Origin of the sequence: Rhizobium sp. R86522 (assembly GCF_042466255.1) — a bacterium.
In the GTDB taxonomy this organism is placed as follows: domain Bacteria; phylum Pseudomonadota; class Alphaproteobacteria; order Rhizobiales; family Rhizobiaceae; genus Allorhizobium.
The window spans coordinates 1,048,817-1,068,956 of record NZ_JAXHBX010000001.1; the positions used below are offsets into that span (position 1 = coordinate 1,048,817).

Sequence of the window (20,140 nt, forward strand, 5' to 3'; positions counted from 1 at the left end):
CATGACCGAGGAGGAAAATCGATCCATGCCGCTCACCATTGTTAAAGCCGCCGCCCAGTCCGCTCACCCGCATGAAGAGGACGGGCTTGGCAGCATCCGTGCCCGGCGCAATCTGCTCGCCGGGTACTGGGCGGGCTCGCTGATCGGTTTTACCGGCGACGACCTCGGGCGCTACGCCCGGGATCTGCACGCCGTCGATCATGTCGTGGCAGGTGACAGCGACGTGATCGCGCGGCTGTCGCGGGATCTGGCGACCGCCGGACACCAGACCAGCAAGGCCGATATCGAGGCGGCGCTGCGCCGCTTTCATGCCCAGGCACTGAAGGACACCGGCTGCACCGAATAGCAGCCGGCACTCTTCTTACACTGATCCTCCGATCTTGCGTTGTGTCCGGCGCAAGACGCGCTACACTCCCCTTGTCACCATAGACGGGCTTTGGGAGGAGCAAATCAATGAGACGCATGTGGCCGGAGGAGTTCAGTTCGTTGCTCGACGGTGCGGAGGAGGTCACGCTGACCAGTCCCGCCCGAACCCGTGAGGACGGCTCGCACAGCGAAGCGATCCGTCGTCAGGCCCTCAAGGTGCGCCTGGCGCAGGCCGACTTCGAGCGCATCTGGCCACTTGCGGAAGCGCGCTATCGCCTGCAGGGCCAATATGCAGGCAAGGCGATCACACTCATCGTCAACAATCCCCACTACAGCCAGTGGCATCCCGCAGACGGCGGTGAAGTCGATAGCGTCTCCGACAGTGGTCGCAGCTATTCGACGCGTCATTTCATCGTGCATTTCCTGCTCGACGATGTGCGGGAGACGGCAGACGCCTGAGGACGTCCCTGGCTGATGGGAGATTTGGTGGGCCCGGAGGGCCTGCCAAATCTTGATGATTTCAACCTGTTATGTGTGCATGGGCAAATTCCGGGTGTGAGGAAAATCAGTGGCTTAATCGAATATGGCGGCTGATATGAAGCCCATCCGATCAGAAGTGGACTACGACGCAGCTCTTGCCGAGGTCGAAACCTTGTGGGGAGCAAAAGCTGGCACTGCAGAAGGAGCCGGTTGGATATTCTGGCGACCCTCATCGACGCCTACGAAGCAAAGATTTATCCCATGGATCCCCCCGATCCGGTGGAAGCAATCCGTTTTCTGATGGAGCAGCAAGGTTTGACCCGCAAGGATCTCGAACCGATCATTGGACCGCGTAACCGTGTAGCAGATGTCCTGAACCGCAAGCGAAGCCTGTCCATCGACATGATCCGCAAACTTCACGCTCGATTGGGTATATCTGCAGAAGTCCTGATCAAGCCGAGTAGGTGGCAAGGTCGCCTGAGCGGGTTCCGTTTCGCCAACGGTTTCTTCTCGGCGTGAACGAACACATAAGTCCCACTGATTGACGTGTAGGAAGCCGGGAAGGGCCCATGTGATAATGGGGGTCGCCCTTGCCGTTCAGGACAGTTGCACGAAATGCCCCTCGCTGACTTCGCGGTACTCGCGGCGGGGCGGTGTGTAGCCGGTTGGCCGAACCGGGCTTTTCAATTCATCGATGGCCGCGCTGCGTCTCAGGCCACGGCGCTCGGGATCGGGAACCGGCACGGCTGCCAACAGCTTTTTTGTGTAGTCATGCTGCGGGTTGTCGAAGATCGCGGCGCGGGGGCCGATCTCGACGATTTCGCCTAAATACATGACGGAAACCCGGTGGCTGATCCGCTCGACCACAGCCATGTCATGGCTAATGAACAGGAAGGCGAGATTGAATTCTTCCTGCAGGTCCATCAGCAAGTTGCACACCTGCGCCTTGATCGAGACATCAAGCGCTGACACGCTTTCGTCGGCCACGATGACTTTCGGATTAAGCGATAGAGCGCGGGCGATCGCGATGCGCTGGCGCGTGCCGCATCCGACCTCGGCTATGGCGTGACTGTCGTCCATGATGCCATCGCAACCCGTGATCTGGAGCTTGGCGGCGGGACGGTCTCCGCAGCCGACGTCCATGCGTCTTTCATGGCGGCGCTTGCATTTGCCTATACGAATGTCGTGAGCGCGGATGAGTATCTCAACAGCTGAAACATGAACAAGGCCGGGGAGTTCCCCGGCCTTGTGGTATTCTGCGATCCGTTGCGGATGACGACATTTGGTATGAGATGGCCTGCGGGCTCTCAATAGCCCAGAGCAATCCCATCCTTGCGGGGTTCAGATGCGCCCAACAGGGTGCCATTCTCCCAATCGATCCGCACGACCTGCGCGCCGCCGATCGGATCTTCAGCCGGCACGATCTCGAAGCCACGGCGGGTCAGCTCGGCCTTGGTCTCCGAGGGAACGGTGTGCTCGGCCTCGACGCGCGGGACCTTGCCGCCAACCGGGATCAGGCGCGGCAGGTCGATCGCATCCTGCATGTCCATGTCGTAGTCGACCACCTTCGAAATCAGATGGGCATGGCCCATGGCCTGGTAGTAGCCGCCCATGACGCCGAAGGACATTTCCGTGCGGCCGTCGCGTGTCACCATGCCGGGAATGATGGTGTGCAGCGGACGCTTTTCCGGCGCGATCATGTTGGGATGGCCGCGCTTGAGCGAGAAGCTTTGACCGCGGTTGTGGAGGATGACGCCCGAGCCCGGCGCGACGAGGCCGGTGCCGAAGCTGTCGAAGATCGAGTTGATGAAACTGACCGCATTGCGGTCTTCGTCGACGATCGAAATATAGACGGTGTCGCGATGCAGCGGCATCTCGAAATCCGGCAGTTCGGTCAGTGCCCGGGTCAGGTCTATCTTTTCGGCCAGTCCCCGCGCGAAGTCGGCCGAAAGGAGTTCATCGATTGGCACATTTGCCTTGGCCGGATCGGCGATCCAGGCGTCGCGCGCGGCATAGGCGAGGCGGGTAGCCTCGATTTCCAGATGCAGCCGGTCGGGTGACTGGGGGGCGAGCGAATTGTCGAAGCAGGAAAGGATATTGAGGATCAGCAGCGCGATGATGCCCTGGCCGTTCGGCGGGCATTCGTGCACGGTGTAGCCGCGGAAGTCGGTCGTCACAGGGTTCACGTATTCGCCCTGGGCTGCCGCAAAATCCTCTAGGGTGTGGAGGCCGCCATGGGCGTTGAGATGCGCCACCATGTCTTCGGCGACGGATCCCTTGTAGAAGCCGTCGCGGCCTTCGGCAGCAATCTTGCGGAGCGTTGCGGCAAGCTTCGGCTGGCGGTGCGTTTCTGCGATGCGCGGTGCGCTGCCGCCGGGCAAGAAGATCTCGGCTGCTGCCTTGTCTGCGGCGAGAAGCTTCTCTTCTTTCTTCCAGTCGCGATGGACGCGCGGCGAAATGGCATAGCCCTCTTCGGCATAGCGAATGGCGGGTGCAAGAACCTCGGCGAAGGATAAGCGCCCGTGGTCGGCATGCAGTCGGGTCCAGGCGTCAATGGCGCCGGGGATGGTGACGGCGGATGGGGACTGGCGCGTGACTTCGGTCAAGCCGCGCTCTTCGAACCAGTCGATCGTCAGCGCTTTCGGCGTGCGGCCGGAGCCGTTGTAGGCGATGACCTCTGCGCCGCCTTTCGGAGCGTACAACGCAAAACAATCGCCACCGATGCCGGTGGAGCCCGGTTCGACCACGCATTGCACGGCGCAGGCGGCAATCGCTGCATCCATGGCATTGCCACCGGCCTGCAGAATGTTGATGGCCGTTAATGTGGCATAGGGGTGGGAGGTCGCGGCCATGGCCTTGGCCGAGACGGCCACCGATCGCGTCGGTTTCTCGAAATTGCGCATCCTTGTCAGTCTCCTCGTATTTTCTCGTGCCACGACTTCAGCCGCGGGATCTGTATGGTGTCATGCGGATCTCCAGGAAGGCTAGTGCCCGGACGATCAGGAAGTTGATGAAAAGATAGATGGCGCCAGCCGCAATGAACACTTCGATTGCACGGTAGCTCTGTGAAATGAGCCCCTGGGCAATGCCGGTCACCTCCATCAACGTGATGATCGAGGCAAGCGAAGTGCCCTTCACCATCAGGATGATTTCATTGCCATAGGCAGGGATCGCCTGACGCAGCGCGATCGGCAGGATCACGAGACGAAGGGTCAGAAGGCGCGACATTCCGAGCGCCTGGGCGGCTTCGCCGAGGCCACGCGGGACGTTCTTGATGGCGCCGCGCAGGATCTCGCTGCCATAGGCGGCCGTGTTCAGCGTGAGCGCAAGGATTGCGCACCAGTAGGGTTCACGAAACAACCCCCACAGCCCGATCGCCTGCAGCGAGGGGCGGAACTGACCGAGCCCGTAATAGATCAGGAAGATCTGTACGAGCAGCGGCGTGCCGCGAAAGACGGCGACGAAGGTTCTGATGGGCCAGACGACGAGCCGGTGTTCACCCTGCTGGGCAAGCGCCAGCAACAGCGCCAGCGCGAAGCCGAGCAGGATCGCGGTGCCGGCAAGCTGCAGGGTCAGGGGTACGCCTGAGAGAAGCTTCGGGATGATCTCAAGGAAAAAGCCGATATCGAGCATCAGTGCATGATCCCCCGGGAGGCGCGGGTCTCGGCGGCGCGGAAGACTTGACCGGTAAGGCCGGCGATGACGAAGTAGAGGCCGGCGGCGGCGAGATAGAACAGGAAGGGTTCACGCGTCGAGCCGGCACCGATTTGTGCCTGACGCATCAGTTCGACGAGACCGATGACGGAGATCAGGGCGGAATCCTTGAGGACAAGCTGCCAGACATTGCTGAGGCCCGGGATCGCGTGGCGCAAGAGTTGTGGGATGATGACGAGGCGCAGCATCTGCAGGCGCGACAGGGCCAAGGCTTTCGCGGCGTCGAACTGTCCGCGTTCGACAGCCTGATAGGCGCCGCGATAGACCTCGGCCTGGTAGGCGCCGGAGATGATGCCGATCGCGATGACACCTGTTGCAAGCGAGGGCAGACCGACGAAGCCTTCGGAACCGAAGCTCTTGGCGATCGCGGTGAGGGCAACGCTGCCGCCATAGTAGAAGAGGTAGATCGTCAGCAGATCCGGAATGCCACGAAAGACGGTGCCATAGGCTGCGGCAAGGGATCTCGGGATACGTTTCGCCGATAGAGCGCCGCTGGCGCCAAGCGCGCCAAAGACGGCTCCAAGCATAAAGCCCAGCACCGACAGCAGCAGGGTCATGGCGGCTGCGCCGAGAAGTGCCGCACCCCAGCCACCTTCGGCGAAACCGAGCAGATGCATTTTTTCAAGCATGCGGGCGAACCCCTTTATGTCACTCCTGCGGCCGGAATTGCGAGAACTCCGGCTGCAGTCGGTCCGCCTTGGTTACTTGACCGGGGTGACGTCGGTGCCGACCCATTTCTCTGAGATACGCTTGATCGTCCCATCCGCGATGGCGGAGTCGATCGCCGCATTCAGCATGTCCTTCAACTTGGTGTCTTCCTTGCGCAAACCAGCGCCGGTGCCGAGGCCGAAAACGCCGCCGACGAAGCCCGGGCCAGCGATCGTGTAGTCGCCAAATTCCGGCTTGGCGAGCGTGGCGGCCAGTGCCGTCTGCTGGGCAAAGAGCGCGTCGATGCGGCCCGCAGCAAGGTCAAGATCGTGCTGTTCGGTGGTCTTGTATTCGCGGATCTCGACGATGTCGCCGAAGTACTTCTTGACGAAGTCGAGGTTGGTGGTGGCAGCCTGCACACCGACGATTTTGCCCTTGAGCAGCGGCTTCAGCTTGTCGATGGCCGCGATCGCTGCGGCTTCATCCTCCAGCTTGAACTTTTCGGTGGAGACGCCGAGCTTGCCGAGGTCGCTGTCCCTGGCGACCGCAAAGCCTGAGGGATCGACGGCGTAAGGCTGGGTGAAGTCGATGGTTTCCAGGCGCTTCGGCGTGATGAACATGCTCGCCATGATGACATCGAACTTGCCAACGGTGAGCGAGGGAATGAGGCCGTCCCAATCCTGCGCGACGATCTCGCAGGTGATCTTCATGCGGGCGCAAAGATCGTTTGCCAACTCGACTTCGAGGCCGTCGAGCTTACCGTCCGCCGTTGTGAAGTTCCACGGCGCGTAGGCGCCTTCGGTCGCGATCTTGATGGATTTCGGCGCATCCTGTGCCAGAGCCGCCTGGCCGAATGCAAGTGTGGTGAAGACAGCCGTAAGCGCTGCCATGCGATGGATCGTCATGACTTTTCCTCTTCGTTGTTGTGCCGTGGATAACGGCGGTTCCCCATCCGTGCCGGATGTTCCCCCGGCTACGGACATATCTTCAGGCTGGGCTCAGGGCCGCCCGGGACTGGCGTAATCGGCAAGCATGGATGCCGTTTCTATGATGTGGTCCTGCATGACCGCCTCGGCATGGCGGGCATCACCAGACCGCAGCGCGTCAATCAGCCTCTGGTGCTCCTCACGGGCCGAGAGCGGCTTGTCGACATAGTCGAACCAGATGCGCATGTAGGGCTCGATCGCCACATGCAGCGCGGTAATCTGTCGGATCAACTTCGGGCGACCACTCAGATTATAGATGAGCGCGTGGAATTCCTGATGGCGGAGGACCCAGTCGCTGCTGCCCGACTGTCCGGCGCGTTCCATGCGCTCCAGCAGCCGATCCAGTTCCTCGAATGTCTCCGAATTCATGCGCGGTGTCGCGAGACGAACGGCAAGGCCTTCAAGCACGGAGCGAATTTCGAAGGTTTCATGGATTTCGTCGAGCGTCAGGCCAGCGACGACACAGCCGCGATTGGGGCGCAGCGTCACCAAACCATCGGCCGCGAGCCGCCGAAAGGCTTCGCGAACCGGCATGCGGCTCATGCCGATCTCGGTTGCGATCTCTTCCGGGATCAACCGCTCGCCCGGCTTGTAGCGACCGATCCGCAAGGCGCGCTGCAGGTGGAGATAGGCCTCCTGCTCGGCCGTCGAGGCAAGATGCGCCGTGGCGGTGGTCGATATCGGCATGTTTGGCTCACTGGATTTTTGTATCCACTTATCCAAACATCGCGACCGAGAGCCGTCAAGCGCTTTTTGATCAAAAGCTGACGAGGGGCTTAGCGGGCGGGATGGAGGCCGTTTGCCACTCTTTCCCGGACGAGCCGGGTGAAGGCTGCGATCGTGTTTCGGTCTGCGCCGGGAGACGCCACAAGGATGAATTCGACATCCTCGATCGTTGGCAGGGCGGACGGCGGAAGTTCCCGCAGTCCCGATGGAGCAAGGTTGCGCGGCTGGACAAGGACGCCCATTCCGGCTCGCGCTGCAGCGGTCAGGCCGCTCAGGCTCTGACAGGAACAGACGATCCGCCAGGGTTGTCCTGCGCGTTCCAGCGCCTCCATCAGGAGCGTTCTTGTCAGGCTTGGTGGTGGAAAGACGATCAGCGGCAGGATGGGTTTTGCAAGAACCGCTTCCGGATCTGCGGCGAGCCAGACGAGCGGTTCGCGCAGGATCGGTTCACCCCGTCGATCGCCTAATCGCCGTTTTGCGAAGACCAGATCAAGTTCGCCGTTGTCCTGCATGTCTGCGAGATCCTTGGAAAGCGCGACCGTCAGATGGAGTTCGACGGCGGGATAATCGGCAATGAAGTCCTGCAGGAGTGCCGGAAGCTGGCCGGAGACCAGATCTTCGGAGATGCCGAGCCGCAACCGACCGCGAGGCTGGGCAGCCTCGAAGAGGGACGCCGTCTGCCGTTCCAGCGATAGCAGCTGGCGGGCATGCGGGAGAAGGGCTTCGCCGTCAGCCGTCAGGCGCACGCCGTGGGTGTCGCGGTCGAGCAGCCGACGGCCGAGTACCTGTTCCAGTCGCTGAAGGTGCTGGCTGACGGTCGACTGTCGCAGGCCCAGTTTCTGGCTGGCAAGGGTGAAGCTGCCAAGCTGGGCAATCGACACGAAGCTGCGCAGATGAACGAGATCTAGCATATCACATTTTCCGATGACTGTTATTGCTTGCATCGAATTTAATGATAACTAGTCTCAAGACTCTGTCCAGCTGGATCCCTCAGATGAAACGCTTTCTTCCCGATACCTTTACCCTGCTGCTCATAGCCATGGTCGTGCTTGCGACGTTATTGCCGATTTCCGGCAAGCCTGCGGAATGGTTTGGGCTAGCGACCAGTTTGGCGATTGCGCTGCTTTTCTTCCTGCATGGTGCACGCCTTTCGACCGATGTGGTCGTGGCGGGCTTCCTGCACTGGCGGCTCCAGAGCTTCATTCTTGCGGTCACCTTCGTGGTCTTTCCACTGCTCGGTCTCTTGATGGGGTTCCTATCGCCGTGGTTGATCCCGCCGGCGCTCTATCTTGGCCTTCTCTATGTCTGCGTTTTGCCATCGACAGTGCAATCCTCCATCGCCTTCACATCGATCGCCGGAGGCAATGTGCCTGCCGCGATCTGTGCTGCTTCTGCGTCGAACATTCTAGGCATGTTCCTGACGCCGGCGCTTGTTGCGGTACTCTTTTCAGCGGGAGGTCTTGTCGGGGTGTCGCTGGACATGATCTGGAAGATCATGCTGCAACTGTTTCTACCCTTCGTCCTTGGCCAGTTGTTGCAGCCCTTCATCGGCAACTGGATCCGGGCGCGCAAGTCCCTGCTTGCGCCCGTCGATCGCGGTTCGATCCTGATGGTCGTCTATCTCGCCTTCTCCAATGCCGTAATCGAGGGCATCTGGACTGAATTCTCCACCGCGGACCTGGCCTTGGTGATCGGTCTCGATGTCGCCCTGCTTGTCGCCGTGCTGTTGATTACGGCGTTCGGATCGAAGCTGTTCGGCTTCAGCCGGGAGGACCGGATCACCGCGATCTTCTGTGGATCGAAGAAGAGCCTGGCAAGTGGTGTGCCGATGGCCGGCGTCATTTTCGCTGGCCAGTCGGTTGGCGCAATCGTGCTGCCGCTGATGCTCTTTCACCAGATCCAGTTGATGCTCTGTGCGTGGCTGGCGCGGCGGTTCATCCTTGCCGCGCCGGAGCCGGTGCTCACGTCCTCTCAGCAGACGCCTGGAAAATAGGTTCAGCAGCCGGTCCGGTCAGGCTTCCTTCGGCAAAGAGCCAGATGAAACCCGGCGATCAGGTGTAGGTTGCTGCAAGACCGCCATCGATCGGCAGGTTCACCCCATTCACCCACCGGGCATCTTCCGAGCAGAGGAAGAGGACGGGCCCTGCGATTTCATCGGCCAGCGCCGGGCGTTTCATTCGGTGGGCGTCTGCCTGGACACGTTCCTGGCCAAGCATGGTCACGAAGTCGCCGAGGATCGGGGTGAACACGGGACCGGGGGCCACCGAATTCATCCTGATGTCGTGCTCCATGAACAGGGCCTGGCTGCGCTTCATCGTCCAGACGATCAGGGCCTCCTTGAAATACTGGTAGCAGGTTTCCTGAGCGACCGGGTTCGCTGCAAGCCAAGCTTGGCCTTCGGCGAAGCTCTTGGTGTCGGCGAGCACCTTATGCTGCTCGACGCGCTTGGGCCATTCTGCACCGAGGATCGAGGCGAAGTTGACGATGGAGGAACCTTTTGGCATGCGCTCGATCAAGGCTTCGGTCAGATGCCGAAGACCGAGATAGTTGACACGGGCGACGAGGTCTTTGTCGGCGGTGCCGGGAACGCCCGCAGCATTGACGAGCGCGTCGATGCGGGCGGGGAACTGGGCAAGCACTGCGTCGATGGCGGCCGGATCTGCGAGATCGATCTTGATGAAGCCGTCGAGTGTCAGCATGGCGTCGTTGCGATCGACACCGATGACGGTTGCGCCGCGAAAGCGGGCGAGGCGGGCGACTTCACCGCCGATGCCCGACGAGACGCCAGTGATGACAATTGTTTTTCCTGCAAGGGTCATGGTCTTTTTCCCTGGGTTTTGTGTGAATGAAATCCGTCCGCCATCAAGGCGGACGGTGATCCGATGCTCGGTTGGGGAGCGAGGTGATCAGAACGGATAGGGTGTCGCGGTTTTCTTCACCGAGACCCACTGCCACTGGGTGAACTCTTCGATGTCTGCCGGGCCGCCGACACGGGTGCCGTTGCCGGACTTTCCACGACCGCCGAAGGGCGCATAGGGACCGCCATTGACCGTCTGGTCGTTGATGTGGAGCTGTCCGACATTCAACTCGTCTCCGACGGCCATGGCGCGTCCGAGATTGTTCGAGATGACGCCAGCCGCCAGCCCATAGTCCGACCGATTGGCGAGCTCTACCGCTTCCTCATCCGTCTTGAACGAGACGATGCAGGCGACTGGTCCGAAGATCTCTTCCTCAAAGGCCAGCATGCCCGGCTTGACGCCCGAGAGCACGGTTGCGGCATAGAAGCGACCGTCATGGGTGCCACCGGCGAGCAGCTTCGCCCCCTTAGCCACGGCATCGTCAACGATCTTCTGGATCGCTTCGACCTGGCTGTCGGAGATGATCGGGCCGAGCGCCACCTGCTTGGTCGAGGGATCGCCGGCTGGCAGGTGTTGTGCCTTGCTGACAAGCCGCTCGGTGATAGCAGTCTCGATCTTTTCATCAACCAGGATCAGCCCGGTTGCCATGCAGATCTGGCCCTGGTGCAGGAAGGTGCCCCAGGCGGCATTGGAGGCTGCCACATCAAGATCGGCGTCATCGAGAATGACGAGTGCATTCTTGCCGCCGAGTTCGAGCTGGACGCGCTTGAGGTGACGGCCGCAGATCTCACCCACTTTGGAGCCACCACGTGCCGAGCCGGTGAAGGAGACCATGGCAATGTTCGGATCGCTGCAGAGGGCTTCACCGGCATCCGCGCCGCCGGGCACGACATGCAGGACGCCCTTGGGAAGGCCAGCCTCTTCGAAGATGCGGGCGATGATGATGCCGCCGGAGATCGGCGTTCGCGGATCCGGCTTGTGCACCACAGTATTTCCAAGCGCGATTGCGGCCGCGATCGAGCGTACGGACAGAACGAGCGGGAAATTGAACGGAGAGATGACGCCGACCACGCCATGCGGCACGCGCCGGGCGTAGTTAGTCCGATCATCCATGCCAGGCAAAAACATGCCGGACGGCTGGGTTGCCAGCGATGCGGCATGGCGGATGAAGAGTGCTCCGTGTTCGATCTCGATCATCGCTTTCGGATGGATGGAGCCGGATTCCTGCATGATCCAGGCCGCCAGTTCCTGACCGTTTTGCTCCAAAAGGTCAGCGGCACGATTGAGGATCGCCGCACGCTCAGCCGGCAAGGTCTTGGCCCATGCCTTCTGTGCGGCTTTGGCCTGTTTTGCCGCGCGGGCGACATCGGCCGGGCCGCAGAGGCCGACGGCTGCCAGGACATTGCCATTGGCGGGATCGGTCACATTGAGCGTTCCTGCCATGGTCTCCTGCCACTCGGAGATATAGGCCAGCCCGCCCCAGCGAGCGGTGTCCAGAAAATTGGGCGCATGCATGTTCATTGCTTCAGGGCCTCCAGTTCCCTTGGTTGGGGAGGTCCGCGCACAGCTTCGCCGTCATGAGGTCGGCCCGTGTTGAGCCGCTCATCCCATCTCAGCTGATCGATGCGTCCTCCGTGCCACCTCCTCAAGTGGCTCGAACAAATCATCGCAAGGGATGTGCCAGTTGCTGCCTTGGCAGTTGCATGTCACTTCTGGGCTTCGAAAAATCTCGAAACTACAATGGAATAGCTGGCATTCATTCGAAACTGCTTCCAGCGTCGACTTGGATTGCAGATTTCATCAAATGGTGAAATCATGGGAAAAACCTGAAAACGCATGAAGTCGATATGACCCCTACCAAACCGCCTAAGCTCGTTTCTCTGGCCGATGTGTCGAAGTCGACGGGCAAGATGTTGTCCAAGGGGGCGTTCAGCGAGCTCGATACAGGTGCCTCGCCGACACTGTCGGAACTGACCGAGGCACTGCATTTTGCCCTGGGCGATGGCCGGATCTGGCTCAACGACCAGCGCATGGTACTGATGCAGAGCCAGGTTCTCGGTCGATTGCGTCAGGAGATCATCGAGGCCTTCGGCATGGAGGCGGCAAAGGGCATCTTCATGCGTGTTGGCTACATGCAGGGCGTCCGGGATGCCGAGCTGATCCTGAAACGCTTTCCGCATCAGGATCTCACTCATGCTCTCGCCGCAGGACCGCGCGTCCATACGTTGGAGGGTTTCGTCAAGGTCGAGACCAAGCAGTTCGAATTCGACAGCGATAAGGGACGCTATTTCGGCGAGTTCTATTGGTACGATTCCTCCGAAGCGGGCGAACACATCGTTCATCATGGCCTGGCAAGCGAGCCCGTCTGCTGGATGCAGACCGGCTATCCCAGCGGCTACACCAGCACGCTCTTCGGCCGGCCTGTGATTTTTCGCGAGATGGAGTGCTCGGGCATGGGGGCGTCACGCTGTTATGTCGTTGGCCAGAACGCCGAAGAATGGGGAGAGGACGCACCCGAACGAGCGTATCTCGGCCTCGAATGGCCACGATCGCGGCGCACTTCGCGCAGCCGCTCGGAGAAAACGCAACGAAGCGGTGATCCCGCCTCGGCGAACCCGACGGCGAGCACCGGTGGCGACCCGGTCGTGGGCGTTTCCGCCAGTTTCCTGCGTGCGCGGCTGATGGTGGAGAAGGTGGCCGACACGGAGGCTACAGTTCTGCTGGTCGGGGAATCCGGTGTCGGCAAAGAACTGTTTTCCCAGCAGTTGCATCGGCTCAGCCAGCGCTCGACCAAGCCCTTTGTCGCACTCAACTGCGCGGCCATTCCCGACACATTGGTAGAATCGGAACTCTTTGGCGTCGAGAGGGGCGCTTTCACCGGCGCTGTAGCGTCCCGACCGGGCTATTTCGAGCGCGCGGCGGGCGGAACGCTCTTCCTCGACGAGATCGCATCACTGGCGTATGCCGCGCAGGGCAAGTTGCTTCGTGCCATCCAGGAGCGGGTCATCGAGCGTGTCGGCGGTTTGAAAACGGTTGCGGCGGATGTCAGGATTATCGCCGCCTCGAACGTCGATCTAGCCGACGAGGTGCGGACGGGGCGCTTCCGCCAGGACCTCTATTTCCGTCTTTGCGTCTTCCCGATTTCCATTCCGCCGCTTCGGGAGCGGCGGGACGACATTCCCCTGCTCGTCGACCATTTCCTGCGTCTGTTCCGCGAGCGGCACCGCCGCCAAGTGGTAGGCCTGACCCGCCGCGCCATGGATGCGCTGCTCGCCTATGATTTTCCGGGCAATATCCGCGAACTGCAAAATCTGATCGAGCGCGGCGTGATCTTTGCCGATCCGGGCGGGTTTATCGATCTGCAGCACATATTCACAGCCAATGAACCACTGGCCCCGTCCCATCCGTCGCTGACGCGTGAAGGACGCTTGACCTATGGCCAGGTCACCCTGTCACCTGCAGCAGTTACTCCGGATTTTCTGCAATCTTCTTCACACATCAAAGCGGCCGAGCTCGATCTCTACCGTCAGGCCCTCACCACGCATCGTGGCAATGTCTCTGCCGCCGCCCGCAGCCTTGGAATCTCCCGTGCGAAGCTCGAGTACCGACTCCGAAAGAACGGCCTCCACTAACGCGCCGGCCTGGCTAGCAGCAGCCATTATAGGCTTGGTTCCACTCAGCTAGCGCCGTCTCGATGAGGGGCCAGTCCCGACGCAATGTCTCAAATCGTCGGACAGATTGTCGGTAGCTGCTGCGCAATTCGTTTTCCAGGGCATCGAGGTCCATGCCGGGTAAACGTCCCTGCGCGACGATGGTCTTTCCCGCCACGATCACCTGCAGCACATGTCGTGCATTTGCGCGTGCAAAGAACAGGTCGACAGGCTCAAGCTCCATGATCCTGTCCCGATCGAGGCGGTCATAGTCGAGCTCAAGAAAATCGGCCGGTTCTCCGACTGCAATCTTGCCGGTCCCGGACATGCCGATCGCTTGCCGTCCATGAGCGATGCTTTGCAACAGGAAGTCCTGCCGCGACCAGCTCTGCGTAAAGCCCATCCCGCCGTGCAGGGCATTGGCGAGACGGATCTCGCGGATCATGTCGTCGTCCTCGTCGAAGGCCTGACCATCCACACCGATCGCGACATGACAGCCTCGCTGCCAAGCGCTGGCGACGGGTCCGAGCCCTGAACGGAGATGCAGATTGGATCCGGGGTTCGTGACGATGCGGCAACCTGCCTCCGCAATCATGTCCAGTTCGTGCGGGCGGGCGTGGACGCAATGCACAAGGGTCAGTCGCGGCGAGAGCAAGCCGATTTCCTTCAGATAGGTGACGATCCCTTGCTGAAACGTGAGATCCGACCACCGCCTCTGATAGGGTGTCTCGAGGAGATGCATATGAACTCTGCGGCCGGTTTCGGCAGACCGTCGCGCGATCGCCTGGAGCAGTTCATCGCTACACCATTGCACGCCAGCCGGTCCAAACTGCACGTCGACCATCGGTCCCTGGATGGCTTCGGCGATCTGTTCCGTCGTTTCGATCAGGCGCTCGGGAGATTGGGGTGGCCGGCAAAAGGTCTCCCGCAGCAGAGCCGCGGTGCTGGCCGGAAGCTTGTCGAGCAGGGCCGTTTCGTCACCATAGACGAGCGGATTTTTGTCTCTCAGCGCCGGGGCAAAGGCAATCCTGACACCGACGTCCCGTGCGGCCCTTGCAACTTCGCAGGCTTCCTCGATTGGATCGAGCTTGCCGCTTGGCCGCGTATAGTGGACCATGACCGCGCCGCAGCCAGACAGTGCTGCGCGCGCGAGCGGTGCCACGGCGGCCTTGTAGGCATCCGACGGCGTGGCAAGGATCGTGCGCGGCAGCCACGCCTCCAGGGGCAGGAAGGCGGTCCCGAAGGATGACATTGGCAGTGGCCGCGCATGATCATGGGCATTGGCCAGTGCCGGGATTACCAGCGTGCGCTGGTCCCCCGCCGTTGCAGGGCTGGCGTCTTCCACAGCCGTAATGACCCCGTCTTTCCAGCGGATGCGACGATTTTGTTGCGGGCCCCGAGGCTCGCCGATCGTGTGGGTCGCGTATAGCTCTCCTGAATGGGTCATCGGTTCTGATCCGGAGGCAAGGCAACACTCGCCGCTGAGCCGTTGCCGCGTGGATCATGGGCACCTTCCACACTGCCATTTTCAGACAGCCGGATCACGCCTGCCTGTCCGAAAATCGGGGATAGGGCGGGGAGCTTTGCAACTTCATGGCCGAGGGCCGAAAGTGCTTCGGCCTCTTCAGGGAGCAGCGATCCCTCGATCTTCAGGCTGTCACGGCTGTCGGAGAAGGTTCGTCCCAGGAGGAAGCGTGGCTGGGCCAGCGCCTGCTCGGGTGTCATGTCGTCGTCGAGCAGGCTGGTCAGCAGCACGGACAGCGTCTGCGGCTGACCATCGGCGCCCTGCGTGCCGTAGAGCAGATAGGGTTCGCCGTCCCGGATCGCGATCCCCGGGTTGAGGGTGTAGAAGGGCCGCTTGCCGGGCGCCAGGCAATTCGGGTGGCCGGGTTCAGTCGAAAAGGCTGCGCCGCGATTTTGCCAGAGGATGCCGGTCCCGGGAACGGTGACGCCACTGCCCCAATCGAAATAGGTGCTCTGAAGCAGGCTGGCGCAACGTCCCTGAGGGTCCGTGACGGCAAAGAAGACGGTATCTGCGCTGTTGATCGGATGAGGCCACGCCATGGCGGATGCTGGATCGATCCTGCGAGCGGCGGCGTCCAGCGTGCATGCTTCGAGCATGGCTGCGGCCGGGTCATGCTTTCCAGTATCGAAATCCGGATCGGCGATCGATGAACGCTTCAGGAAAGCCTGTTTGGTCGCCTCGACAAGCAGATGCATCCGGGCAGCAGTTCGTGGGGTCGTCTCTACGAGATCAAACCGGGAGAGAACGCCCATGATGGCAAGCGTCGAGCAGCCCTGCGTTGGGGGCGGCGGCGCCAGCAGCAGCGTTCCGCGATAATCCAGCGCCAGCGGATCGACCTCACGCGTGCGGGTGGCTGCCAGATCCGCTGTGTTGAGCGGCGAGCCTACTTTCGCCAGGCCGTCGGCGATCGCTTCCGATAGTGAGCCCTCATAGAAGCTCCGGTATCCTTCGATCGCAAGGGACCGCAGGCTTGCAGCCAGCTGAGGCTGGCGCAACAGTCCTGCGTCGCTGCGATGGTCGAAGATTGCTGCAAATCCGGGCCATACGGGGTGCTCTTGCCCGCGAAAATCGAGCCAAAAATCCTGGGAGGCGCTTGGTATATAGCCGCCATCGGCCAGTCCGATCGCGGGAGACATCAGGTCCGTGAAGCATTCCCGACCGGCCCAGTTCGCAGCGCTGAAGGTGAGGGCATGGCCCCAGCTGTCGACAGCGCAGGCGGAGGTCAGCATGGAGGATGGGCCGCGCGTTGGAATAGCGTCTTTCGGAACGGTGACCCCGGCAGCAGCCTGGCCTATTCCGAGGAAGCAGCGGCGGCGCCCCTCCCGGTCGCAGACCAACCAGACGGCATCGCCGCCCAGGCCGCAAAAATGGGGCATGACCACCGCGAGCACCGCGGCAACTGCGACTGCCGCTTCGATCGCGTTGCCTCCGCGTGCCAGCACGGCCCTGCCGGCTTCCGTTGCGAGCGGGTGAGGGCTCACAACCATCCCTGATTCCAGTCGGTGGGCACGTGTTGGCTGCATGTATCTTGCTCGCGCGGGATTTGTGGCCGGCGGCAGGATGCCGCCGGCCGGGCCATTGGATCAGTTGATCGTGTAGGTGAGCTTGCGCTCTTCGAGCGGCGGCAGGAACTGGCGGTCAAAGACCTGCTCGGCCGTCGGCTTGGACGGCAGCTGATAGCCTTCGGCCACGATGTCGATGGAGCGAGAAAGGCGGCTGTCATCGAGATCGCCCAGTCCGAGCTTTTCGACTTCCGGGGAGACGATCAGGTTCTCGTAGGAGAATTTGAGGCGGTCGTGCTCCAGGTCACGCTTGACGAGGTTGTCGTAAGCGACGACGGAATCCATGCCCTTTTCGGTGTCGAGCCCGATTTCGATTGCAGCCTTGTTGACCGCGCGGACCAGACCGGCAACCGCCTGCGGGTTCTCGGCGATCAGCTTCTGCGACACCATGAGGCCGTTCGAGTAGAGGTCGAGGCCGTGATCACCGAACAGCAGCCAGTTATAGTCCTTTGCCGGATCCTGGCGGTTGTTGATGAGGTTGAACCAGCTGGTGATGTTGAACACCAGTGCGCCGTCGATATCGCCCTTGATCAGCATGGGTTCCTGCAGGTTCGGACCCATGTTGTCGATCTTGACCTGAGCCAGATCGACTTTGTTGAGCGTGGCGAGGACCGTCACCAGGCGCGTGGTCGGTGTTCCCTGTGCGCCGCCGAGCGTCTTGCCGACGAGGTCTGCCGGCGTAGTGATATTGGTCTCCTTCTTGCTGACGATCGCGAAGGGCGGCTTGTTCCAGAGCTGGTAGACCATGACCGGGGCTTCATCGGGGCGGGTCGCGGCATTCTGGATGATGGCGTTGATGTCGCCGAAGCCGGCATCATAGGTACCCGACATGATGCGCGTGACGGTGGCCGCCGAGCCCTCGCCTTGGTCAATGGTCACGTCGAGACCTTCCGCTTCAAAGTAGCCTGCTTCCTTGGCGAGCAGAAAGGCAGCGTCCGATCCTTGCGTCTTCCAACCCAGCGTAAACTTGATGGCGGTGTCGGCAAGCGCCGCGCTGTTGAGGCAAAGGCCAAGAGCGACGGTGGAGAGAAATGTCTTCAGCATGTTGAGCTCCGATTGTTCGAGGGGTCAGGCGGTGGTGGTGAGATCGTTGCGGCGGTTCGCCCAGCCGGCGACACGCATTTCGACGAGAGAGAAGGCGGCGTAGAGAAGCACGCCGAGCACTGCGAGAATGAACAGTCCCGCAAAGACCAGCGGCACGTCGAAATTCGAGGATGCCGTCATCATCACATTGCCGATGCCGCGATTGGAGGCGACAGTCTCGGACAGGACGGAGCCGACGAAGGCAAAGGTCGCGGCGATTTTCAGAGAGGCAAAGAAGAAGGGCATGGTGCGCGGCAGGCCGACGTTCCACAGGATGTCCAGCTTGCTGGCGCCCATCGACTTCAGTACGTCCTCAAGTTCCGGCTCGGTCGTGGCCAGTCCCGTCGCGATGTTGACGACGATCGGGAAGAAGCACATGGCCAGCGCCGTCAGGATCGCCGGCACGGAACCGGATCCGAACCAGAGAACGAAGATCGGAACGACGGCCACCTTGGGGATCGAGGAAAAGCCGATCAGCAGGGGATAGGCCGTATCATAGGCAATCCTGGAGGTGCCGATACAAGCCCCGATCAGCAGGCCGACCGTGACGCCGAGGAGGAAGCCCACCATCGTCGTCCACAGTGTCTGCAGGATATGCGGCCAGAGGACATCGAAACGGTCCACCAGCGTCGTCATGACCTGCGAGGGGCGTGGCAGGACGAGGTCGGAAACCTGCAGCGCGATGCAGAGGATTTCCCAGAGGCCGAAGAAGGCAAGGATCAGGAAGGCTGCCCAGAAGCGGCGGCGAATGGTGTAGGACATCTCAGGCCTCCTCAGCGACGTCGGTGCGGGCATCGATGATCAGCTCGCGCAGGCGCTGGTTAAGCGCCGTGAATTCCGGCTCGAAGGTCATCGGGACCGTGCGGGGGCGGGCGAAGTCGACGGTGCTGTCGTCGATGATCCTGCCGGGGCGGGCGCTCATCACGCAGATGCGCGATGCCAGAAAGCCGGCTTCCTTGAGGTCATGCGTCACCAGCAGAACCGTCGGTTTGCGCTTCATCCAGAGCGACTGCATCGTCGCCCAGAGCTCCTCGCGGGTGAACTGGTCGAGCGCTCCGAAGGGTTCGTCGAGCAGGAGAAGGCTCGGTTCATGGACTAGGGCACGACAAAGATTGGCGCGCTGCAACATGCCCCCGGACAGCTGCCAGGGGTAGTGGTTTGCGAAGCGCTGTAGCCCGACGTCTGCCAGAAGGGTGTGGACGCGATCGCGGTACTCCGTATTCTTCTTGGAACGGTACTGCGAGCGGAACGGGCGCACGATCTTCAAAGGCAGCATGACGTTGCGTTCGATGGTCAGCCAGGGAAGGAGCGTTGGGTTCTGGAAGGCCATGCCGATGCGCAGAGCCTTGGCGCTGACTTCCTTGCCGCCGACGATCACCGCACCGCTGCTCGGCTGCAAAAGGCCGGAGGCCAGTTTCAGGATTGTAGACTTGCCGCAGCCGGACGGGCCGACGAGTGCGAGAAACTCGCCCTCGGCAATCTTGAGGCTCGTTTCCTGCAGGGCCGCGACTGCTCTTTCTCCTCGGCCAAAGGATACGGCCGCCTGCGACAGCTCCACCGCCACGGGATGCCTATCTCTCGTGTCTGAAAAATCGATCATGCACCTCACCTTCAGTTGTTGCGAAACTGTATGCAACAGGCGTGCCAAATCGGCTCACTGAAGGCGAAGTCCGGAAATCATAGCAGTTTCATTTTCGTAAAATGTCCATGCGAAAAGTGCATGCAATTAAATTGTGCAATTTGCTTGCTATGGCAGCATCAGGGCGAGTTGAAAAAGCGGATTGGGTGGATTATCCAGAGCAGCATGAAGGGAGCCCGTCATGGCATCTGAAAAGCGTCAGCCGCGGAGCGAAATCGATCGCGTGCAGGGCATTTGTCATGCTCTGCGCACGGCGATTATCGAGCGCGCGCTCTTGCCGGGCGACCGGCTGCCCGAAGATGCACTTGGTGAACGTTTTGGCGTCAGCCGCACGATCGCCAGGCACGCGCTTGGTCAGCTGGCAGCCGAAGGTCTGGTGGATCTGAGGCGCAATCGGATCGCCGTCGTGGCGACGCCTTCCTTCGAGGATGCCAGAGATATTTTCGACATCCGGGTCGACCTTGAGCGTCAGGTGGTGCGTCATCTCGCGGGTAAGCTGACGGACACCCAAGTCAAGCAGTTGAAGGCCATTGTCGAGGCAGAGCACGAAGCGCGCCATGGCGCAGAAGGCACGTCAATTCGGCTGGCGACGGAATTCCATGTCCGGCTTGCGGAGATGACTGGCAAGCCCATACTCATTCGCTACGTGACAGAGATCTGCTACCGCGCCGGCCTGTCCCTGTCCGCCTTTGCGCGTCCTCATTCCTCCGACTGCGCCGTCAGCGAGCATTTGGAGTTGATCGACGCCATCCAGCAGGGACCCGCCGAGCGGGCCTGCATGTTGATGGATGAGCATCTGGAGGCTGTCGCATCTCGGGCGCTGTTGCAAAGCTCAGGCGCCAGAAGCAGGGATCTGATGAATATCCTTGCTCCCTACGCCGATTGAAACTGTCCACACCTGCA

19 protein-coding genes and 2 pseudogenes are annotated in these 20,140 nt (G+C 61.3%); 7 read left to right on the plus strand and 14 right to left on the minus strand.

All coding sequences use genetic code 11. From position 1 onward, the window contains the following. Window position 1 precedes the first annotated feature (1 nt). From SJY08_RS04995 to SJY08_RS05005, 3 genes and pseudogenes are all read left to right on the plus strand, one after another. Window positions 2-346 carry an ATPase inhibitor subunit zeta gene (locus tag SJY08_RS04995; protein ID WP_236759293.1) on the plus strand — a complete coding sequence of 115 codons (345 nt, stop codon included), beginning with the start codon at window positions 2-4 and terminating at the stop codon, window positions 344-346. Between the two features lie 116 nt (window positions 347-462). Then, window positions 463-825, plus strand: a complete 363-nt coding sequence (locus tag SJY08_RS05000) for a hypothetical protein (protein ID WP_377278476.1) — start codon at window positions 463-465, stop codon at window positions 823-825. Window positions 826-949: 124 nt separating this feature from the next. After that, window positions 950-1,365, plus strand: a pseudogene (locus SJY08_RS05005) (type II toxin-antitoxin system HigA family antitoxin). A 78-nt stretch (window positions 1,366-1,443) separates the two neighbouring features. Here the strand turns inward: SJY08_RS05005 and SJY08_RS05010 are convergent. Then, window positions 1,444-1,902 (minus strand): annotated as a pseudogene (locus SJY08_RS05010) (glutathione ABC transporter ATP-binding protein GsiA); the annotation flags it as partial. A gap of 9 nt (window positions 1,903-1,911) precedes the next feature. On the opposite strand from SJY08_RS05010, the gene SJY08_RS05015 reads away from it, so the two are divergent. Next, entirely contained in the window at window positions 1,912-2,061 is a 150-nt protein-coding gene (locus SJY08_RS05015; protein ID WP_156323034.1) for a hypothetical protein, read from the plus strand. Window positions 2,062-2,153: 92 nt separating this feature from the next. On the opposite strand, the gene ggt is transcribed toward SJY08_RS05015, so the two are convergent. From ggt to SJY08_RS05045, 6 genes are all read right to left on the minus strand, one after another. Then, window positions 2,154-3,749 (minus strand): gamma-glutamyltransferase, encoded by a 1,596-nt coding sequence (gene ggt / locus SJY08_RS05020; RefSeq protein ID WP_377274889.1) that lies wholly within the window; start codon window positions 3,747-3,749, stop codon window positions 2,154-2,156. 37 nt (window positions 3,750-3,786) lie between these two features. Beyond that, window positions 3,787-4,479, minus strand: a complete 693-nt coding sequence (locus SJY08_RS05025; RefSeq protein ID WP_377274890.1) for an ABC transporter permease — start codon at window positions 4,477-4,479, stop codon at window positions 3,787-3,789. Next, window positions 4,479-5,189, minus strand: a complete 711-nt coding sequence (locus tag SJY08_RS05030; RefSeq protein ID WP_377274891.1) for an ABC transporter permease — start codon at window positions 5,187-5,189, stop codon at window positions 4,479-4,481. The genes SJY08_RS05025 and SJY08_RS05030 overlap by 1 nt, the downstream gene beginning before the upstream one ends. Window positions 5,190-5,261: 72 nt before the next feature. Further along, the gene (locus SJY08_RS05035; protein ID WP_377274892.1) at window positions 5,262-6,113 is read right to left on the minus strand and encodes a transporter substrate-binding domain-containing protein; all 852 of its coding nucleotides are present in this window, start codon (window positions 6,111-6,113) and stop codon (window positions 5,262-5,264) included. Window positions 6,114-6,206: 93 nt separating this feature from the next. Then, a complete protein-coding gene (locus SJY08_RS05040; protein WP_377274893.1) occupies window positions 6,207-6,881 on the minus strand; it encodes a GntR family transcriptional regulator in 675 nt (224 codons plus the stop codon). A gap of 89 nt (window positions 6,882-6,970) precedes the next feature. Beyond that, window positions 6,971-7,831, minus strand: a complete 861-nt coding sequence (locus tag SJY08_RS05045; RefSeq protein ID WP_377274894.1) for a LysR family transcriptional regulator — start codon at window positions 7,829-7,831, stop codon at window positions 6,971-6,973. A gap of 83 nt (window positions 7,832-7,914) precedes the next feature. Between SJY08_RS05045 and SJY08_RS05050 the strand changes: the two genes are divergently transcribed. Then, window positions 7,915-8,913, plus strand: coding sequence for a bile acid:sodium symporter family protein (locus tag SJY08_RS05050; RefSeq protein ID WP_377274895.1), 999 nt, complete (start codon window positions 7,915-7,917; stop codon window positions 8,911-8,913). 58 nt (window positions 8,914-8,971) lie between these two features. On the opposite strand, the gene SJY08_RS05055 is transcribed toward SJY08_RS05050, so the two are convergent. Continuing rightward, entirely contained in the window at window positions 8,972-9,739 is a 768-nt protein-coding gene (locus tag SJY08_RS05055) for a coniferyl-alcohol dehydrogenase (protein ID WP_377274896.1), read from the minus strand. 87 nt (window positions 9,740-9,826) lie between these two features. Next, window positions 9,827-11,293, minus strand: a complete 1,467-nt coding sequence (locus tag SJY08_RS05060; RefSeq protein ID WP_377274897.1) for a benzaldehyde dehydrogenase — start codon at window positions 11,291-11,293, stop codon at window positions 9,827-9,829. Between the two features lie 332 nt (window positions 11,294-11,625). Here SJY08_RS05060 and SJY08_RS05065 point away from each other — a divergent pair, with 332 nt between their 5' ends. Then, complete coding sequence (locus SJY08_RS05065; RefSeq protein ID WP_082347863.1) at window positions 11,626-13,410, plus strand: sigma-54-dependent Fis family transcriptional regulator; 1,785 nt, start codon at window positions 11,626-11,628, stop codon at window positions 13,408-13,410. A 13-nt stretch (window positions 13,411-13,423) separates the two neighbouring features. On the opposite strand, the gene SJY08_RS05070 is transcribed toward SJY08_RS05065, so the two are convergent. The 5 genes from SJY08_RS05070 to SJY08_RS05090 form a co-directional block, all read right to left on the minus strand. Further along, the gene (locus SJY08_RS05070; protein ID WP_377274898.1) at window positions 13,424-14,875 is read right to left on the minus strand and encodes an amidohydrolase family protein; all 1,452 of its coding nucleotides are present in this window, start codon (window positions 14,873-14,875) and stop codon (window positions 13,424-13,426) included. Beyond that, the gene (locus SJY08_RS05075; RefSeq protein WP_377274899.1) at window positions 14,872-16,440 is read right to left on the minus strand and encodes a gamma-glutamyltransferase family protein; all 1,569 of its coding nucleotides are present in this window, start codon (window positions 16,438-16,440) and stop codon (window positions 14,872-14,874) included. Before SJY08_RS05075 ends, SJY08_RS05070 begins: the two co-directional genes overlap by 4 nt. 96 nt (window positions 16,441-16,536) lie before the next feature. Continuing rightward, window positions 16,537-17,559, minus strand: coding sequence for an ABC transporter substrate-binding protein (locus SJY08_RS05080; RefSeq protein WP_054151592.1), 1,023 nt, complete (start codon window positions 17,557-17,559; stop codon window positions 16,537-16,539). Between the two features lie 24 nt (window positions 17,560-17,583). After that, the gene (locus SJY08_RS05085) at window positions 17,584-18,360 is read right to left on the minus strand and encodes an ABC transporter permease (protein ID WP_377274900.1); all 777 of its coding nucleotides are present in this window, start codon (window positions 18,358-18,360) and stop codon (window positions 17,584-17,586) included. A gap of 1 nt (window position 18,361) precedes the next feature. Next, window positions 18,362-19,198, minus strand: a complete 837-nt coding sequence (locus tag SJY08_RS05090) for an ABC transporter ATP-binding protein (RefSeq protein WP_153762465.1) — start codon at window positions 19,196-19,198, stop codon at window positions 18,362-18,364. A 220-nt stretch (window positions 19,199-19,418) separates the two neighbouring features. Between SJY08_RS05090 and SJY08_RS05095 the strand changes: the two genes are divergently transcribed. Continuing rightward, window positions 19,419-20,123, plus strand: coding sequence for a GntR family transcriptional regulator (locus tag SJY08_RS05095; protein WP_054151595.1), 705 nt, complete (start codon window positions 19,419-19,421; stop codon window positions 20,121-20,123). Window positions 20,124-20,140: the final 17 nt, after the last annotated feature.